This window comes from Paenibacillus alba, from assembly GCF_013204855.1.
GTDB lineage: Bacteria > Bacillota > Bacilli > Paenibacillales > NBRC-103111 > Paenibacillus_E > Paenibacillus_E alba.
The window spans coordinates 314189-333473 of the sequence record NZ_JABMKZ010000005.1; the positions used below are offsets into that span (position 1 = coordinate 314189).

Below are 19285 nucleotides of genomic sequence, written 5' to 3' on the forward strand. Positions count from 1 at the left end.
TGAAGTATTTGCTTGGTCAGATCAATCTTCGACAATCCGGGGTTGCGGTGAATAACCATGGGAGTTTTATTAAACGAGAGTTGAACATTTTTGTGTGGTCCCAGGAAAGGGGCCGGCAATCACTTAGTAGTGAGTAGGAAAAAAAATCCACACAAGAAAGGTGAATTTGTGCAAATACACTGGACTTGCAATCGCTTACAATAAAATTGCGACATGAATGACTGTTGAATGCCTTTGAAATAACGTCAAAGTAATGTTGTGTCGTGCTTAATGTATGTGACAGGGAGGAGTGAGCGAATATTTGATGCCGGAGAAGAGGTTTGCTGGGGCTAGACGCCTACACTAATTAAAGAAAAAGGAGGAATTAAATTGAAATTGAAAATGAAAAGTTTTAAAAAGTTTTTTTCAGTGTTATTAGTAGTTATTATGATAGCTTCTGTACCTGTCAGTGCAATGGCGGAAGTATTACCTAACAATACGAATTTCAATAATAGTAATGCACAGGTAACCAATCCTGCACCTATCATTGATTTGGATATGGAATCACTGACGAATGGAAAGGTTATTAATAAGGCGGACAATAAGTCTTTTGATGTAAAAGGTACTACAACAGCCCTAGAGAGTGGACCTGAAAAATTCGGGAAAGCTTTAAGGTTGGATGGAACAACGAACTATATAAACATGGGCAAAGAATATCAAGTAACAAACGAAGCCACTATAGCCGCATGGGTAAAAATGGATACAAATCCAAACGGTCTTTCAAAAATAGTATCCAGGGCTAGAACAACGGTTCAGGCGGATAGTGAAATCGCATTATATATCAGAAAACCTGGAGGTATGTTGGAAAGCGGCATAGCAACCTTGCTAAAAGCTGATGCAACAGATACCATTGCAACAGGAGTATGGAGACATGTAGCAGTAACTGCGAATAAAGATTACCAAATTATGTATATTGATGGTGTAGAGGTCAAGAGGGCAGCCGTAAGTAGTTTTGATAAAACATGGACGACCACCGATTTGTTAATTGGGACAGGCTGGAATAAAACGGCAACGGCTCCGTTTGCTGATCATTTTTTAAAAGGGCTATTAGATGAAGTAAAGGTTTATAACGTTGCACTATCAGATAAACAAATAGCAGCTCTTGCAGGCAAACCGCAAAGCAGTGATATGGGTTACTGGGTAATAAATCCTGTAACCATTCCTTCAGAAATTAAAGCAGTAGGTAACAATGTCGTTATGACAAATGGATTAGTAGAAAGAGTGTTTTCATTAAACAATAACTTTATGACAAGTCAGTATCTGAATAAGTTTACGGGTATAAGTCTGCTTGATCAACAGAAATTGCAGGCTGATGCATGGGTTACTCTTGATGGTAAGAAATTTAATATTGGTGGGATAGGTGAAACAGCTTCCACTTTTAAATATGACAGTCATATGGTTGAAAACAGTACCGAAAAGATTTTTGATTGGACATATAATCCTAAAATATCAGACCCTAGTATGAAGGATTTGCCATGGCCGGCAAAGGGAAAGGCACTCATCATTAAGTACGTTGCCAATGCCAATTTTGAAAATAAATACAAAGGCATGTCTGTCCAGGTCAGATATGAAATATATGATGGTATCCCTGTTATAAGTAAAAAAGTAACAGTAACAAATAACGGTGAAGAAGATGTTGAAGTCACTCAAATAACTGTAGAAGCATTACCGATGCTGAAGCAAAATAAAGAAATGCTCTATGTAGAATCAGAGTTTAATGCTGGGAATGAAAATCATTCAAGAAATAACGGAAGGCAGAATACGATTCAATATACCAATTTGAACGATACATCTGTTTTGATGACCAGTCAATATGGAACATCTAAATATCCTGCCTTCCAAACAAAGTATAGCTTAGCTAAAGGAAAAACTTTTAATGGGTATAAAATGTATGAGTTATTCCATAGTGTTGATTACTACGAATGGAAGACAATGGAAGTTAAAAAGATGTACAGAATTTTATTTCCGCAAATAGGGGATAACCCGACTATTTTCCACTTGATTTCAAATAAAGCAGAGGTAATAAAAAAGGAGATTGATAAAGCTTCCGCTGTAGGTTTTGATATGATATTGTCATCATTTGGTTCAGGAGTAAATATTGAGAATGTTAGTGAAACAAATATCAAATATTATAAAGATATCTATGATTATGCAAAACAAAAAGATATTATGATGGGCGCCTATGTTGTGATGTCTCCAAGAAAAGATCAACCGGAAAACGAGCAATATCAAGGTGCTTGGGGTACGATGAGAGATATGACATCACCAACGGCTGAGAGATGGTATGCTAATGTCCTAAAGTTTATTGATCAAACTGGATTAAAGGCCATCGAAATTGATGGCGTATATCCCAATGATAGTAATGGAGAGCGAACAGGTTCAATTGTAAAACAGTGGGAAAGGGCGATTAAGAAATTCAATCAAGATCTTAGGGCAAGAAACATGTATATCAATGAACCTGATTGGGGTTTCTTAACCGGCGCAAGTAAAGCAGTAATGGGATATGAAGAAATTGCCTTTAGCCAGCCAAGATTAGAGCAACTAATATATGGTAGAATGGTTGCATATAATGGAACATTTCAGAAAACACCATCGATGGGATGGACGCTTGTACCATTCTCTCAATATCATGCTGGTGGCGATGATGCTATATTTATGCCTTCTGATAAAAAGATTAAAGACTATGACTACAGTATTGCACTTAACTTCATGAGCGGTATTGCAGGATCATTTAGAGGTCTATCACTGTATGATAGTGATACGTCAAAAAATGTAATGTCCTATTGGGCAAGTTTCTTCAACAAATATAAAGAAATATTAAATGGAGACGTCGTTCATATCGCACCTCCTAGATTTAAAGAGGGAAGCAATAATCAACTGACAGAGGATATTGATGGTATTATCCATACGAGTGCACAATCGGAGCAAAAAGGTATGGTTGTGCTTTACAATCAAACAGGGAAAAAGGTAACCAAGAAGGTTAAAGTCCCATTGTATTATACAGGTCTGACTGATAGAAAAATGCCGCCAGCACCTGTGAAAGGTTCGCACGTTCAAGTGATGCCTAAATATGGAGCTTATCCGCCTGTGGATTACTACCATCCAGCAGAACCTAACATTATTTATACAGAAGGAGTACCTACTAATAGAACAGCAGTAGTAAGTCAAGGTGATATCAATGGTAAGGAATATAAGATTGACTCAAATGGAGATATAGAGATTGAAGTTGTAATGGAGCCAAATAGCTATGCATGGTACACCGTATACGATCCAAATCAAGTGCCCCAAAATATGGCTGTTGAGATTCAAGCTCCTAAAAATGTAAAGGTTGATTCTAGAGGTGAAAACCAAATTACGATTTCTTGGGATGCGGTAAGTGTTAATGGCACTAAGGTCAAAGACTACAATGTATATAAAAATGGCGTATACGTTGACAAAGTATTTGAAACCAAATTTTTAGACACAAATGTAGCTGAAGGCAGTGAATACTCATATGAAATTGTACCCGTGTACAACACTGTGTATGGGAAAAAGAGTTTACCGCTATTTGTATCAACAGAAAAAGATAGTTTTTCTCCAGAAATAGAAGCTGTTAAGGCAAATTCAGACTATACGCTGGATGTTGTTTTCAATGAAAAAGTTTTAAGAAGTACCGCGGAAATGATATCAAATTATACTATTCAGAATAATAGTATATCAGCCGCTAAGCTAAGTATTGATGGAAAATCAGTTGCTTTAACAGTATCAAACAAGATTGTACCGTTTATTGAGCATGAAATAGTAGTAAATAATATTAAGGATATTTCGGCTAACGCGAATATGATAGCAGCCAATAGTAAGAAAGTGTTTAAGTATGGATATTTGAGAAACTTTGCTTTTGACGAACAATCAGGTAAGATTGCGATCGATAATATCCATCGCACAGATGAAACAAACGGAACAATTTCGGGGGATTTCCCGGCAAGACTTAATGGCGTTAAAGATAAAGCTCTAGTCTTTGATGGCACGCAAACTTATGTAGATATTGCAAGTGTTGTTGACAAAAGGGAGACATTCTCCATTGATGGTTGGTTTAATCCGGATGATATTACAAAGGAGCAAACCATTATAGGTCAGCAGCAAGATTCTTACTCTACGTATCGTTGGAATCTATATATTGACGTAGATGGCAAGTTGAAATATTTAATAAGCGATGACTCAGGAGAAAATACTTTAGTGTTGGAAAGCGGTAGTCACAAGGTGAAATCTGACAAATGGAATCACTTTGCGCTAGTTCGGGAAGCAAACGTATTTAAGCTCTACTTGAATGGTGTACTGGTTGATAATGAAAGTAAGCCAGGCATTGTTCAAACAGATAATTACAATGCTATGTTTGTAGGAGCTTATAAAAATGCCGCGGGTGGAGAACCAACCAGACTGTTCAAAGGACTGATGGATGAGGTAACCTTTTATAATGTACCTGTTTCAAATGAATTTGTAGTTGAAAGATTTAATAGGTATTCAGGGCTACAATAAACTGTACTTGAGTCAATAAAATAATAGGCTTCTCACGAGTTCAAATCGAACTTTGTGAGAAGCCTATTTTATTAACGGATAGCTATTATTTAATGAAAGCGCTTACTAATATGGTTGACAATAGTAACGAAGCATACGGATGTATCGTTGTAATTCCTGGCAAATCATTGGCAGGGCTTGCTATGGCGAGGAACTACTTCGCAGCATGGTATGCGAGCATAAACCGCATGTGGCCATTATTGATATCGATACGCCAGGTATGAATGGCTTGCAAGATTATCAAGTTTGCAAGGATATTTCTCTGGATACACAATGGATCATATTAACCGAATTCACGGATTTTCATGAACCGACAAAGCGGCAAGGCGTTGGAGTTGCCAGGGTCCAATACAGCGGCGGGTTCGCAAATCGATCAATGGACTTATAACGACATCAACAATCATCAATTATTTAAATTGACAGTGGTTGCACCGTAAGCGAGACAGCTTCCATAATTCCGAGTACTGGATGGTGATTACCCCTTTGGAACGTTCCTATAAGCACTAGGTGAAGAACCGGTTATTTTCTTAAACAATCTAGAGAAATAATAGGGGTCAGAGATACCTAATCTCGCGGCAATTTCCTTGATCGATAAACCGGTCAGACTGAGCATTTGGGATGCCCTTTGAATTTTTAATCGCAAAAAATAGTCAATTGGCGGGAAGCCTGTTTCTTCCTTAAATAACAAAATTAAATGCTGTTTAGACAAGCCGGTGTGCTTGGCCAATTCAGGGAGCTTCATAGAATCCTCCAAACGATCATTCATGTATCGGATGGCGAGTTCTAGATATTGCTCCCTTTTTTTGTCCTTAGCTGTGCCTCCAGCACTGATGCCGATACTGCTGATCAGCTGGCGCATGGACTGAGATACGTGCGTATGGATAGGCAGCGAATAGGTTTTGTCGGATAGAAGGACAAAGCATTTATCAAAAACATCCTTGAACTCGGACATCGCACCGATGGGGAGATGAACGGGTCCTGTATCCATTCCATACATCTGTATAAAGGCATCTGCATGGTCACCCTGCAGATGAAACCAGTAAATACTCCATGGTGCATGGGCAGATGCGCCATAGCGATGCGGCGTTCTGGCAGGAATGACAGCAAGATGATTTTGGGTTAAAACGATGGATTTGTTCGGATTGATTTCGATCCAGCCTTCCCCGTCCGAGCAAAAGATGAAGATATAGGAGCTGCTGCCTTCGCTGCGTTCTCGATAATGGTGACGTGCATGTGGGAAAAATCCAATATCACTGACGAATAAATCTCGCGTCAGCTCTGAGCGGGAGAGTTCCGCCTGCATATACTCAGGAACAATAAACAATTTCTCAGCTTCAAAGCCTTCCGGCTTACTCGTTATGTCCAATTTGCATACCTCCAGTATAAATAAGAATATAATCCATTAGATTAAGCATTTTGTCAATTGGCGATCGCTATCCTCTCGAGGTAAAGTAGAGATAATCAAACAAGGGAGTGATGGTAGTGAGTCAGAAAGTTCGTATATGGGAGGAATCAGCATCAATTCCGACTTATGCAGTTGGGGAGCCGGATCGCAATCCAATGTTCCTAGAGAAGCGTGTTTATCAAGGAAGCTCAGGCAAGGTGTATCCACATCCGGTCGTAGATAAAATTGAAGATGAGAAGAAACTTCAGTCCTATCAAATGGTCATATTGGAAAACGACTATATTCGCATCGAGATCATGCCCGAGCTTGGCGGACGGATTTACCGAGCGTTGGACAAAACGAATGACTATGACTTCGTTTATTACAATCGAGTTATTAAACCAGCACTGGTTGGCTTAGCGGGTCCATGGATTTCCGGCGGCATCGAATTCAACTGGCCGCAGCATCACCGTCCGAATACGTATGGTCAAGTGGAATACAAACTAACCGAAAACGAAGATGGAAGCGCCACGGTATGGGTGAGTGAGATCGATCGCATGTATGGGACGAAAGTAACTGCAGGCTTCACCCTATATCCAGGCAAAGCCTATCTGGAAATTTCTGCACAGTTGTATAACCGGACACCGGAACCGCAAACCTTCCTATGGTGGGCGAACCCTGCTGTTGCAGTTAACGATCATACGCAATCCGTATTTCCGCCAGATGTAACGGCGGTCTTCGACCATGGGAAACGCGACGTCTCCAGATTTCCAATCGCGACAGGAACGTATTACAAGATGGATTATTCGGCTGGCGTTGATATCTCACGGTACAAAAATATTCCCGTTCCTACTTCGTATATGGCCTATAAATCCGATTATAACTTCGTAGGAGGCTATGATCACGGCGTTCAGGCAGGTTTGCTGCACGTGGCGAATCATCATGTATCGCCAGGCAAGAAACAGTGGACTTGGGGGAATGGCGAATTCGGTCAGGCATGGGATCGCAATTTGACAGATGAAGATGGACCTTACATTGAGCTCATGACCGGTGTGTACACGGACAATCAACCGGATTTCACGTGGCTGCAGCCGTATGAGGAGAAATCGTTCAAACAGTATTTCATGCCATACAAAAATATCGGCGTTGTGAAAAATGCTTCCATTGATGCTGCCGTCAACTTAGAAGTGGATGAGAAGACGCGCGAAGCGGTTGTGTTAGCGTATGCAACCTCTGTATTCGAGAACGCTGTTGTGGAGCTAACAGGCCGAAGCCGCACGTATGTGAAGGAAGTCGCTCTATTGTCGCCTACACAAACGTTCAAGTCTGTCATCACGCTTGATGATAACGATCAGCCACATGACCTGAAGCTGACTGTTCGGGATGAGAGTGGTACCTTACTCATTGCCTATCAACCTGCGAAGCCGTCCATCGAGCAAGTACCAGATGCAGCTAAGCCGCTGCTTGCCCCGACAGAGCTGAAAACGAATGAGCAGCTGTATCTGGCCGGTCTGCATTTAGAGCAGTACCGTCATGCTACGTTCGAACCTGAAGATTACTACTTAGAAGGCTTGCAACGCGACCCAAGCGATAGCCGCATGAACGTGGCATACGGTACGCTCCTGCTGCGTCGTGGGTTGTATACCCAAGCGGAAAGCCACTTCCGGACTGCTGTGAAATCACTAACATGGCGTAATCCGAACCCTTATGACAGTGAAGCGTTCTATCAATTAGGGGTTGCGCTTAAAGCTCAAGGACGTTTGGAAGAAGCGTTTGCAGCGCTCTACAAATCTACATGGTCCGCGGCTTGGCAAGATGCTGGCTTCTTCACACTGGCACAAATCGCTTGCGATAAGGAGGCTTTCCGAGAAGCATTTGAACTCGTCGAGCGCTCGCTTATTCGCAATGCTCGCAACTACAAAGCACGTCACCTGAAAGCCACGCTGCTTCGCAAGTTAGGACGTTTAGAAGAAGCATTCGTCTATTCGCAGGAGACATTGGCACTTGATATCGCTGATTTCGGTTCAGCCAACGAACGCTACCTTACATTATCACGTCAAGATGAGCAAGCGATTGCCAACGAAGTGAAAGCTGAACTGCTGCGGCTTATGCGTGGGGATGCTCATAATTATCTCCATCTAGCTTCTGATTATGCGAATTGCGGCTTGTACGAGGAAGCGATCGACGTGCTTGATCGCATCATCCAAGGTCATGACTCTACTAAAGTGTACCCGATGATTCATTACACGCTCAGCTACCTGCATGAGAGATTAGGTCAGTTGGAACTGGCTCGACTTCATCGCAAGTCAGGAAACGTGGCAGCACCCGATTACTGTTTCCCGAATAGTCTATTCGATTTACACGTATTGTCGAGTATCATTGCGGCCGACGCGAAAGATGATAAAGCACAGTATTATTTGGGTAATTGGTATTACGATAAAAGAAGACACGAAGACGCTATCACGCATTGGGAAGCTTCACGCTCTATTCGGGAAGATTTCCCGACTGTACATCGGAATCTGTCACTCGCTTATTATAATAAGCGCGGGGACGCAGCATCGGCGCTGATTGCCATGGAACAGGCTTTTGCTTATGGGCCGGATGATGCACGCATTTTCTACGAACTGGATCAATTGTATAAAAAGCTCGGTTACACGGCAGAGACACGCTGCGGCAAGCTGGGGGAACATCTAGCTTTGGTAAACAAACGCGATGATCTCTACGTGGAGTACATTACCCTATTGAATGCGCAAGGTTATCATGAGAAAGCCGTTCAAGCCCTGCACGCACGCAACTTCCACCCATGGGAGGGTGGCGAAGGCAAAGTAACGGGCCAGCATGTTTTTGCCCATGTCGAATTGGCCAAGCGAGCTTTGGCTGAAGAACACTTTGAAGAAGCCGTTAGCTTATTGCGACAAGCGCTTATCTATCCGGATAATCTAGGTGAAGGCAAGTTGTCTGGCGCGCAAGAAAACAATATCTATTACTATCTCGGACTTGCTCATGCAGGTTTACATGAGTCTGAGCTTGCACAGGAATGTTTCCTGATTGCTTCTCAGGGATTGGAGGAGCCGGCTAGCGCAATGTATTACAATGACCAACCGCCAGATATGATATTTTATCAAGGGATGGCTTGGCTTGCTCTAGGCAATGAGAAGGAAGCTAAGCGCCGCTTTAATAAGCTGATTGATTATGCGGAGAAGCATCTCTTCGATGTAGTGAAATTTGACTATTTCGCTGTTTCCTTGCCGGATTTCCTAGTGTTCGAAGATGATTTGAACGTACGTAATGAAGTTCACTGCCGCTACATGATGGGACTCGGGCATCTCGGTTTGGGGAATATGCAGCTGGCGCAAGAGCAGTTTGATGCAGCACTTCGTCAGGAAGCCAATCATACGGGTGCGCGCATTCATCGAGGCATGAGCTTGTGAAGAACGCTCCGATGGTTCGTATAACCACGGGAACCTACAAAGGTTTTGATTCTATAACCATGGAAAGCGAACATATCAGCCTAACAACGGTACCTGGTATTGGAGGGAAATTGGTTTCTATCCTTTACAAGCCTACAGGGAGGGAATGGATGCTGGACTCCGGGCATCGCGCTTTGCGACAGCCGGAATATGGCTCCAGCTTCTCAGATTGGGATATGAGCGGATGGGATGAATGTTTTCCGACAATAAATGCTTGTCCGTCTATGATAGATAAAGATATGAGTCTGCCAGATCATGGAGAAGTATGGGCGATTCCTTGGGATTATACGATGGATCAAAACACGATTTTTTGCTCTGCTCGCAGTCCGCGGCTCCCTTATCAGTTCACGAGACGCGTCTCTTTTCCTTCATCAGATCGGATAAGAATAGATTATCGTGCTGACAATTTGAGCGACCAGCCTATGCCCTTTTTGTGGGTGCCGCATCCCCAATTCGCAATCACGGAGCCAACGCGTATTCTTCTTCCAGAAAAAATGGAGAAAATGATGTGTGTGTACGAAGGTCTTACTCTTAAGCGGGAAGAATCGTATACCTGGGATGATGTATCACGGCTTGCTCCTGTAGTTACTGGAGATGGCAGAAAGTTCTATTACGAAGGCCAAGTACCTGCGGGTTGGTCTGGTTTATACGGGGAAGAGAGCGGCAACTACTTGATCGTGTCTGTTCCTCGTGATAAGGTTCCGTACCTAGGGGTCTGGATGGACGAAGGCAAGTTCAATGATCGGGTTACTTGTGCGTTGGAGCCTAGTATCGGCTATTATGACTCGCTTGACATGGCAGTGGGGAATGGGACTGCGCGGCGAATACCGGCAAACGCATTCTTTGAATGGTATCTGGAGCTTTCTATCGGTGCAGGAGATTGGTGTCATAGAATTAACAAGTTCTCGGAGTGAGTTGTATTCCTTGTGGGAGGCTGTGCGCTAGCACAGCCTTTTAATGCATCATGTACTGAAAAGAGGGAGTGCAACGATCATGTCGAATTATCTTTTACTAAGAAATTCACAATTTGCTTTAACGTACCGTTCTCCATTGGTGCCACATACAAATTCGGCATCATGAGACTGAATGATTACATGTTCGCCTATCATTTCACCTTGCATAAAGACAGAGATGGGTTGTTGAAATACTCTCATTCGTTCGAAGTCAGAAGGTTCTATGAGTTGACGTTGTTTGGGCATGGGTTATCTCCTTTATTGGGCTGAAAATAAGCAGAAAATTTCCTGGAATTGAAATGGGGTAGAATGAATTGATCTTTGTGAAATTTCAAGTTATTACGGATACGCACGTTCAAGGTTCTCCAACCGAAACCTATTCCAGAAATTTCAATTCCGCCTTACAAGATATTAGCGCAACTGTATCGGATAGCGATGGTATTATGCACATTGGCGATATCACCGACAGCGGCACACTTGCCGAGTATAACACATTTTCGTCCATATGGAATTTATACAAAGGCAGTTTACCGCCCATGCATGTTACTTTAGGCAATCATGACGTCAGGTGGGCAGATTTTAATCAGCGTCTAAGCAGTTTTACGGCTATTACAGGTATGCGTAAGCAGTATTATGATTTATGGATTAAAGGGTATCATTTTATTTTCCTGGGAACAGAAAAGGGCTTGAAGGATTCCTCTTATTTATCAGAAACACAACTTAAATGGCTGGATGAAAAGCTTTCAGAGAAGGAAGCTCGTGATAAGCCAATATTTATTTTCCATCACCAGCCTTTGAAGAATACAGTAGCCGGTGCTAATGTTGCTAATAATAAAGATTTTAACTGGTATGGGGTTAGGCAAGATAGGGAATTGAAAACCATACTCTCTAAACACCCGCAGTCCATCTTATTTAGCGGGCATACGCATTGGGAGCTAGGGTCCAAAGATACGATGTACAGTGCCAAGTATGCGACGATGTTCAACTGTGCTTCTGCAGGATACTTATGGACGGATAACGATATAGGCAAAGCCGGTTCGCAAGGCTTCTTTGTTGAAGTATACAAGGATAAGGTGCTTGTAAAAGGAAGAGATTTTCTGGCTAAATCATGGATTCCTGATGCCCAGTATGTCGTATCGCTCCCTGCGCAAATTCCAGTTGTCGATAAGGCTGTTGATCCGGATCTTGATCTAGGCAATCCGACCATGCAACTCGATAAGAATGTCTATCAAGTAGAGGAAACCATTCAGGTCACATATACAGGTTCAGTGGGCGCTGATGCTTTTGGGATATTTGCAAGCGGAACGATGCCTAGTGAGACAAGTCCCAAAACGCCGATAGCGAGTATAAATACTAATGCTGTCTGCCAGCCAGATGGCGTAATTAGGTTCAATGTACAATTAGCTCCTGGAAGTTATGAAATGATTTATTTGGGAGAAACGATGGATACGGAGCTTACGCGCGCGGCTTTTGACGTTGTTAGCACCTAATTTTTGATCATAAAACCGGAACCACGCTAATTTGCGGGTTGCGGTTTTTGTGTAATGTGATATATTTCACATGAAAATCGAAAGCGATCCCCTACACTAAGGGAAAAGAGTTTGCTGGAGGTGTAGATATGGGGATCGCCAAGCCGGAACAGATTTGGGAACGAGCGATGGAAGCGGGAGAGAAAAAGGTGCATTTACCTTTATATGCACAACTTGTATTAGGTTTTGTGGGTGGGGCTTATATCTCTCTTGGATTTCTGCTGTACATTAGAGTTAGTGCTGCGGTTCCTGCTCCGTGGAGTGATTTTGGCAATTTTATAGGGGCATGCGTATTTCCACTTGGTCTTATATTAACATTGCTCGCAGGAGGGGAACTGCTGACTGGGAATATGATGGCTGTGCCTGTGGCGTTCATTTCAAGGCGAGTCAAGTTGGTTGACATCTTTCGCAACTGGGCAGTTATCACGGTTGGCAATATGCTTGGGGCGATGTTCATTGCTTATGCGTTTGGACATCTAGCAGGGTTAACTGAGCATGGTGTTTATGTAGCTAAATTAGTGAAAATCGCCCATGCCAAGATGGATGAGCCTTTTATTATAGCACTGCTATCGGGCATAGGCTGCAACTGGTTAGTTGGACTTGCCGTGTGGTTATCATACGGGGCAGAGGATAGTGGAGGAAAGATCTGGGGGATATGGTTTCCCACCATGGCTTTTGTAGCGATTGGATTTCAGCATGTAGTGGCGAATATGTTCGTCATTCCAGCAGCTATTTTTGCAGGTCAAGCTACGTGGATGGCATATCTGTACAATTTTGTCCCCGTATATATAGGAAATTCAATCGGGGGTGCTGTGTTCGTAGCGGGAATGTATGGTTTGGTTTATCGGAATCGCTTGAACCAGTGAAGGAGTAAAATACTATAAAATAACCAGCAGCGCAGGAGGGATTTCCAGCACTACTGGTTATTTTGGCATACAGGAGTTCCGTTGTACGATCTTTTATACATGGTGCTTATCGATTATCCAACGTTTCCAGAAAGTTAGGTTAGGTTCAATAAGTGGTTTGCATAGACGGCGTACCCATCCTTGCAACAGCAGCCAAGTCATTGCGGGGGCAAGCAGTAAGACCAGAGCTGTCTGTACGGCAGTATGAACATAGGTGAAGAGCCCCATAGAAATGGCTGTTTTCGTTATGAGTGCGTGCAGCAAAAACACATATACCGTATATTTACCCCATTCAGTCAGCAGGGATGGTGTCCGTGGCACGAAACGCAAGAAGCAGCAAGAGGCGACTATTTCCAACATATAGATACCTAAACGATACCCACCGGTATACCAATGAATGGAAGCTAGCTCCATATAAGTAAAACTGCTGTATAACCATTTGGGATCAAGCAGCATGACGTTCAAAAAGCACAGAATACTCAACAGAAGAATGGCACTAACGTATTTATTCATTCGAAAGATCGTTTTAAGGATTCTGTCCCATTGAAGATAGTAACCAGCTAAGAAGAAAGGGAAGAAAACGATTGTTCTAGAGAAGCTAAGCATTGTTCCGCTAAAAGGAGCATACCCGACGAGCAGGCCAAGAATAATAGAAATCCCAAGTGGATGCTTCATTTTGTTGAAGAGCAGAAGGAGCAGTCGCCAACAAAAATGGCTGAATAAAAACCATAACAAGGAATAGGGAATAAAAAAGGAATAGCGGACACCCGGCGCATGGAAAGCCAGAGCATCCAGCAGGGAGTAGAGGCTTTGAAAGATAAGGTAATGATAGAAAATTAATTGCAAGCTCTGGATACCAGAGACGTCAAGCTTGAAATTTCGAGAGAAATATCCGGTAACCATGACAAACATAGGGATATGAAAGGTGTAAATCCCCAGATACAAGGCATGTAAAGCTGCATTTTGTTGAATAAGAGGCTCTATGCAATTGGCAATGACCACAAACAAAATGAGGAGAAACTTAGTGTTTAACATGAACGTATTCGTAGCTGTTTGGTCTTCTTTATCCACAATCATTACCTCCATGAGGGTAGTAATTCTTACTTCTTTAATGTAAACCTGGCATAATGAAGTTGCTGTGATGTAAGTCACGAAACAGAAAAGACGCAGGTTCCATGGCGCTTTTCGTATATGCTGTGATATATCTCACAGAAGTTGAATGATTTAAGTACTATAGTAGAAGCAGCTTATTAGAAAGAGAGCTGAGGATAATGATCACATGCGAGCAATGCGGCACAACAAATGGCTTTAAGAAATTAGGCAATAGTTGGATCTGTGAGGATTGCAAAATCGGTGAGGTGAAGACGACATTGAAGAGCAAAGATGGCGTAGTCACTTTGGTTAGAGAGAAGATAACGGGTTATGAAGTCCAGAACGAGGGATCGTCAAGGAAGAATGAGGGTTAATTTCTGAATACGAAAGAGATCCCGTTTCAGCAAAAAGAAGCTGCAATTATGTTCGCTATAATTGAGGCTTCTTTTTGCTGTATTCCTTCCAGTATAATAGATACAGAGGGATCGAAAATAAAGAAAGCGTGCAAACACTATATTCGTGTGATGAAGGCTGAAGGAGAGATATCACCATGGAGACACAAGTATCTGAAATGGGAAGACCCGTGACATTTAGTATAATTGGAGGGGCTGGCTTTCGGGCGCAATATTTTTTGCGCATTGCTCAGGCGTTGCCGGAACGATTCCGAATTAGCGGGATGGTTGTAAGAGACGAGTCCAAAGGCAATGAGATGGAAGCGAATTGGGGGACGGCAACATACCGTAATCTGGATCAGCTGCTAGTTCATGAAAAACCAGATTTTATCGTCCTTTGTGTAAGCGCATCCGCAAGTCTGGAGTATTTGTTGCAATTAGCCAAATTAGATATCCCGGTTCTGTTGGAAACACCGCCTGCTCCTGATCTGCAAGGGCTTGAACGGCTTCATAAGGAATTAACTTTGCAGGGTGCTCGTATTCAAGTAGCTGAGCAGTACCATCTGCATCCTGTTCAACAAGCACGTTTGGCACTTATTCAATCAGGTCGATTGGGGAGAATTACCGAAACGAGTGTGTCGATTTCTCAGTTCTACCATGGCGTTAGTTTAATTCGGAAGATGCTGGGAGTTGCCTATGAAGAAGTTAAAATCAAAGCGATGCGATTCGAATCGAATTGGGTTCAAGGCCCCACACGCAGCGGTCCGCCGACCGTAGATACAATGATTCCGCTCTCCAGAGATCTGGCTTGGTTGGATTTCGGTGATCGTTTGGGTATTTACGATTTTACGAAGGATCAGCATCGTTCATGGGTTCGCTCGAATCATTTGTCCGTCAGAGGCGAACGAGGAGAAATCTTCGATCAGAGAGTGCTTATTCAACAAGAAACATGCATACCGCTTCAACTGGAGCTAAAGCGCATCAACAAAGGTGAGCTTGAGAATGCAGAAGGATATTTTCTGCAAGGGATCATTTGCGGAGAACAATGGATCTACGAGAATCCGTTTGCTCCGGCTAGATTGTACGATGATGAAATAGCGATTGCCAGCTGCCTGCAGAAAATGGCTGATTACACGTTTGGCGGAGCTAGCTTTTATAGTCTCAATGAAGCTTCACAGGATCATTATTTGGGCATGATGATGGAGCAAGCGATTCAAACTGGCGAAACCATAACAGCGACGCCTAGATGTTGGGCGCTGGATAAGTAAGGCAATAAGAAGCCTCCAGCCCCACGTTTAACTTGGGACTGGAGGCTAAGCATCTGATGGGATTAGTTGGATCCGTAGACCTCAAATGCACCGATTTTAAAAGATTTGGCTGCAGGGACAGCATTCAATCCGGTGAATCCTTGTCCTGAGCCGCCGCTGCCTACTTGCGGAGCACTAGGCCGCTTACCGGACATGACAATTTTCACATAACGTTTCGTGACGGTATTAAAAGCGATATCGCTCACTGTAGAGCCGTATGGGTTTGTTGCCGTAGCGACAGTTTGCCATGTATTGTTGTCATCGGATACTTGGATTTTGATTTCACGCGCATAGTTTGCAAAGCCCCATCGGGTGATGGTTCGATTGATTTTTTTGGACGCTCCGAGATCGACCGAAAGCCACTGATCGTTGCCCGATGCGTCTTTCGAATTGCTTTGCCATTCGGTGAACACACTGTCATCCACCGCATTCTTTGCCGGGAAAGATGCGGACTCTGTAGACGATACAGCAGTCTTTTTCCCTTTGGCCAGATCAAGCGTTGTTGGCGTTGGAGTTTTCTTCGTAATAATGTTATTGTAGCAATCCAGCGAGATGACCGGTACAGCTCCGTTTAAATCGGAGAGCGCATACTCGGCCGTAAGGGTCCTTTGTTCGCCCGGAAGCAAGACGAAATAGTTGTCTTCCATTTTCACAGGTGCTACAAGATCGCCTCCCGTACCTTTCTTGATCTTGGCGAAAACCGCGAAAGCAATGGAATTGCCGTTATTTTTGACCGTATATGTGAGCGTTTGTTGAGAACCTGTTGTTACAGCATTGCTGCTGACGAGTTGCAAGTCAACTGGGTTCAAGCTTTGTAACTCTGTGAAGTCGGCGTATTGATCTTGAGGCGTGTAGTTCCAATCATGATTCTGATATCTGACCAGATCTTTTTTCTTCGTTTGGGCGTAGGTGTTCACACTGATCAGCTGGTTGCCCGCATCGCGCAATTCCAAACGAATGAAATAGGTAGGCGATAGATTAAGCGAATCTTCATTCAGTTTGTTCACAATCGTAATGCCGCTCGCTGTCTTGATTTTGCCGCCGAAATTGATGGTTTCATAACCGACCTTTTTAGGTGTTCCGCCCACAGCCGGGCTTGCTCCGTCGGGAGAAACGTTCAGGTTATTGAACGCTTTGTCATACACTTTGGTGCTGTCGATATTGTAGACTTTGACATTGGCTTTCAAGCCTGAGTAAGCGTCTTTCGTGCTGTTGAGAATCTTAACTTCCTTGGAAGCGTAATCGAACATGATGTGCACCGGCTCATTCGCTTTCTTGACGCCGAAGTAAGATCCGTTTGGATTCAAATAAAAGTCGAATAGATTCCAGTACAAGCTTGGGAATGAATTGTTGAGCATCCATTGAATCCAGCCTGACGCTTTGGTGTATTTGTTGGCGTTCACGGCTTCGAATTGTGCGCGCTGTGCGTCATATTGCTGAACTTGCGCTTTAATATTGAATTCTTCCAAGTTATTGGATGATCCGTAGTGGCTGTCCAGCGCCTTCTGGAACACTTCTAACGTCCCGAAAGCTTCTCTGGATGCATGGTAATTCCACTGTTGATAGTTATCTCCACCTGCGTTGTAAGGCCAGAGTGCGCTTGCCGGTAAAATTTTCTTTAAGGTTTCCGTGACAGGCAAGCTTGGTCCAGGTCCTGCCTCCGATGTAAATCCGAATGCCCCGCCTAGCTTCATATCTTCGAAATACATCGCCGGCGGCGCGTAATCATAGGTAGCATCCATGTGCATACCGCCCACCGTACCGGTTAATTCCGCAACTTTGGCGGAAGCGCTTGAGATGATAGCGCTGAAATCCTCCCAATGCATCTGATGTTCCAAATCCAGATACATCTGCTCGATAAATTTACCGCGCGCTACCGTTGAGCCTGACGGCTGGTCTTCCATATTGCCATACGAAGGCGGATTGTCGCTGCCGTTCAACCAAGCAATCATGCTCGGATGTACTCTTAATTCGCGAAGCTGCGAGTATAGCGATGCTCCGGCGATTTTCGCTTCGTTATCCGTGAAGGAAGCAGGCTGCTGCCATCTGTCGCAGCATACCCAGCCCGCCATGAACAGGATACCGTTCTCGTCCAATAGCTGGAGCAGATGATCATCATTGAATTTGCCTTCGTCGCGAATGGTGTTCAGGCCCATATCTTTCACGTATTGAACGACCGCGTTGTTCGCATTCTGATCACGGCGCAGAAGAAGATCTGTAGGCGAATATCCCCCCGCCTTGATGAGAACAGGCTTGTGGTTTACATAGAATTGCACCATATCTTTGAGCGGCGGATCAACCGAATTGGAAGGGGATACATTCATTTCCGTTGAAATTTCGCGGATTCCGAATTTTTGTACCACACGATCGGAGACTTTGCCGTTTGCATTAAAACTAAAGTCGACTGTATACAACGGGTGATCGCCCATATTGATCGGCCACCAGAGCTGAGGACTGGCGACATTGATCCCTAGGAAGGAGACTTCCTGATCCTTGGCTGCAGCTTTTACAGTGACAGTCTTCGAAATACTCGCAACGGCAGCGCCTGAAGGGTCTTTAATGGTGGCGTAAACGGATCCTGTTACGTCCGTTTTGCTCGTATTGCTTAATTCCACATAGGCATTGAGATGAGCGGCAGCAAGATTGGCATCCACAGTTGAGGTAACAAACGGGTTGCGCGTTTTTATGGTGTCACTGGTTTTAATAAGGACATCGCGCCATAGTCCCATGTTATTATCCGCCGGTCTTGGGACCCAGTCCACCCAATAGATCGTCAAGTCTTTCACATAATCAGGCCGTGTGACTTGAACGGCGAGCGTGTTTTTGGTTGTGCCGTCAGCGGTTACATTATCGGTAATATCCAATTCATAGCTACGGAAGGAACCGATGGTATCCGAGCTGTTGGCGATTTGCTTGCCATTGATCCAAATGTCTGCTTTATAGTTGATGCCTTGGAAATTGACGGCGATTTTCTTGCCGGCCTCTGACGCTGGCAGTGTAAATTCCGTGCGATACCACCATGGCACTGTGAATCTGCTCTCGTCGATATGAGCCATATTTTGGCCAATGTAGGGATCTTTGATATTGCCGGCATTGACTAACGCTCCCAGAACGGTATTAGGAACCGTCGTGCCGAACCAACCGGATGTTGCGAAGCCGGACGTTGAAATTTTCGATCCGTTTGCGGTTGCAATGGCTGATGACTGAATGTTCCAGTTCTGGCTTAACGGAAAAACATTGGATGCAGCGCTTAAAGAGTTTGCTGTGACATCCGCTTCTATGCCCACCTCGGCGGCTTTTGCTGTTCCAACCTGAGCCATTGGCGTACCTGCTGCAACGAATAAAAGCGCTAACATAAAACATAGTGATTTCCTGAACGCTTTGCCTACATGCATACATTTACCCTCCTATTTACTGAATGTAAAATCTTAAAACGCTTTAACTTTTAAACGTGAAAGAAATATAAACTGCGCTGGGCATTCCCCCTCTCATGAAAACAAGTAGCATTTCCTTGTTAAACAACGAGCTTACTACCATAATATTGGAAATGGGCAGGGGATAAAATTTATTATCTTGACCTAATTATGGACAATCCCGACTATTTAACAGGTTTCTCGATGTTTGGACAGAAAACCGGCATATCCATCAGCTAGACAACAG

General features: G+C 43.7%; 11 protein-coding genes. 8 read left to right on the forward strand and 3 right to left on the reverse strand.

The window, feature by feature from the left end; translation table 11 throughout:
- Positions 1-369 precede the first annotated feature (369 nt).
- Together HQN90_RS10105 and HQN90_RS39905 are read left to right on the forward strand one after the other, a co-directional pair.
- Positions 370-4554, forward strand: coding sequence for a LamG-like jellyroll fold domain-containing protein (locus HQN90_RS10105; RefSeq protein WP_173217791.1), 4185 nt, complete (start codon positions 370-372; stop codon positions 4552-4554).
- Between the two features lie 344 nt (positions 4555-4898).
- Positions 4899-5030, forward strand: coding sequence for an RICIN domain-containing protein (locus HQN90_RS39905; RefSeq protein WP_173217793.1), 132 nt, complete (start codon positions 4899-4901; stop codon positions 5028-5030).
- Between the two features lie 38 nt (positions 5031-5068).
- Here the strand turns inward: HQN90_RS39905 and HQN90_RS10115 are convergent, their stop codons facing one another.
- A complete protein-coding gene (locus HQN90_RS10115) occupies positions 5069-5959 on the reverse strand; it encodes an AraC family transcriptional regulator (RefSeq protein WP_246362195.1) in 891 nt (296 codons plus the stop codon).
- Positions 5960-6069: 110 nt separating this feature from the next.
- On the opposite strand from HQN90_RS10115, the gene HQN90_RS10120 reads away from it, so the two are divergent.
- The 4 genes from HQN90_RS10120 to HQN90_RS10135 all read left to right on the forward strand — a co-directional run bounded on the left by HQN90_RS10120 (position 6070) and on the right by HQN90_RS10135 (position 12795).
- Entirely contained in the window at positions 6070-9408 is a 3339-nt protein-coding gene (locus HQN90_RS10120; protein ID WP_173217795.1) for a DUF5107 domain-containing protein, read from the forward strand.
- Positions 9409-9419: 11 nt separating this feature from the next.
- On the forward strand, positions 9420-10361 hold the full coding sequence (locus HQN90_RS10125; protein WP_173217797.1) for an aldose epimerase family protein: 942 nt from the start codon (positions 9420-9422) through the stop codon (positions 10359-10361).
- 362 nt (positions 10362-10723) lie between these two features.
- Positions 10724-11890, forward strand: a complete 1167-nt coding sequence (locus HQN90_RS10130) for a metallophosphoesterase family protein (RefSeq protein ID WP_338042302.1) — start codon at positions 10724-10726, stop codon at positions 11888-11890.
- A 128-nt stretch (positions 11891-12018) separates the two neighbouring features.
- Positions 12019-12795, forward strand: a complete 777-nt coding sequence (locus HQN90_RS10135; RefSeq protein WP_173217801.1) for a formate/nitrite transporter family protein — start codon at positions 12019-12021, stop codon at positions 12793-12795.
- Positions 12796-12888: 93 nt separating this feature from the next.
- Here the strand turns inward: HQN90_RS10135 and HQN90_RS10140 are convergent, their stop codons facing one another.
- Complete coding sequence (locus HQN90_RS10140; protein ID WP_173217803.1) at positions 12889-13905, reverse strand: acyltransferase family protein; 1017 nt, start codon at positions 13903-13905, stop codon at positions 12889-12891.
- 200 nt (positions 13906-14105) lie between these two features.
- Between HQN90_RS10140 and HQN90_RS10145 the strand changes: the two genes are divergently transcribed.
- Both HQN90_RS10145 and HQN90_RS10150 read left to right on the forward strand, forming a co-directional pair.
- A complete protein-coding gene (locus HQN90_RS10145; RefSeq protein WP_173217805.1) occupies positions 14106-14300 on the forward strand; it encodes a hypothetical protein in 195 nt (64 codons plus the stop codon).
- Positions 14301-14497: 197 nt separating this feature from the next.
- Positions 14498-15586 (forward strand): Gfo/Idh/MocA family protein, encoded by a 1089-nt coding sequence (locus HQN90_RS10150; RefSeq protein WP_173217893.1) that lies wholly within the window; start codon positions 14498-14500, stop codon positions 15584-15586.
- 62 nt (positions 15587-15648) lie between these two features.
- Here HQN90_RS10150 and HQN90_RS10155 read toward each other — a convergent pair whose 3' ends face one another.
- Positions 15649-19020: a glycosyl hydrolase 2 galactose-binding domain-containing protein gene (locus HQN90_RS10155; RefSeq protein ID WP_173217807.1), complete on the reverse strand. Its 3372-nt coding sequence runs from the start codon at positions 19018-19020 to the stop codon at positions 15649-15651.
- Positions 19021-19285: the final 265 nt, after the last annotated feature.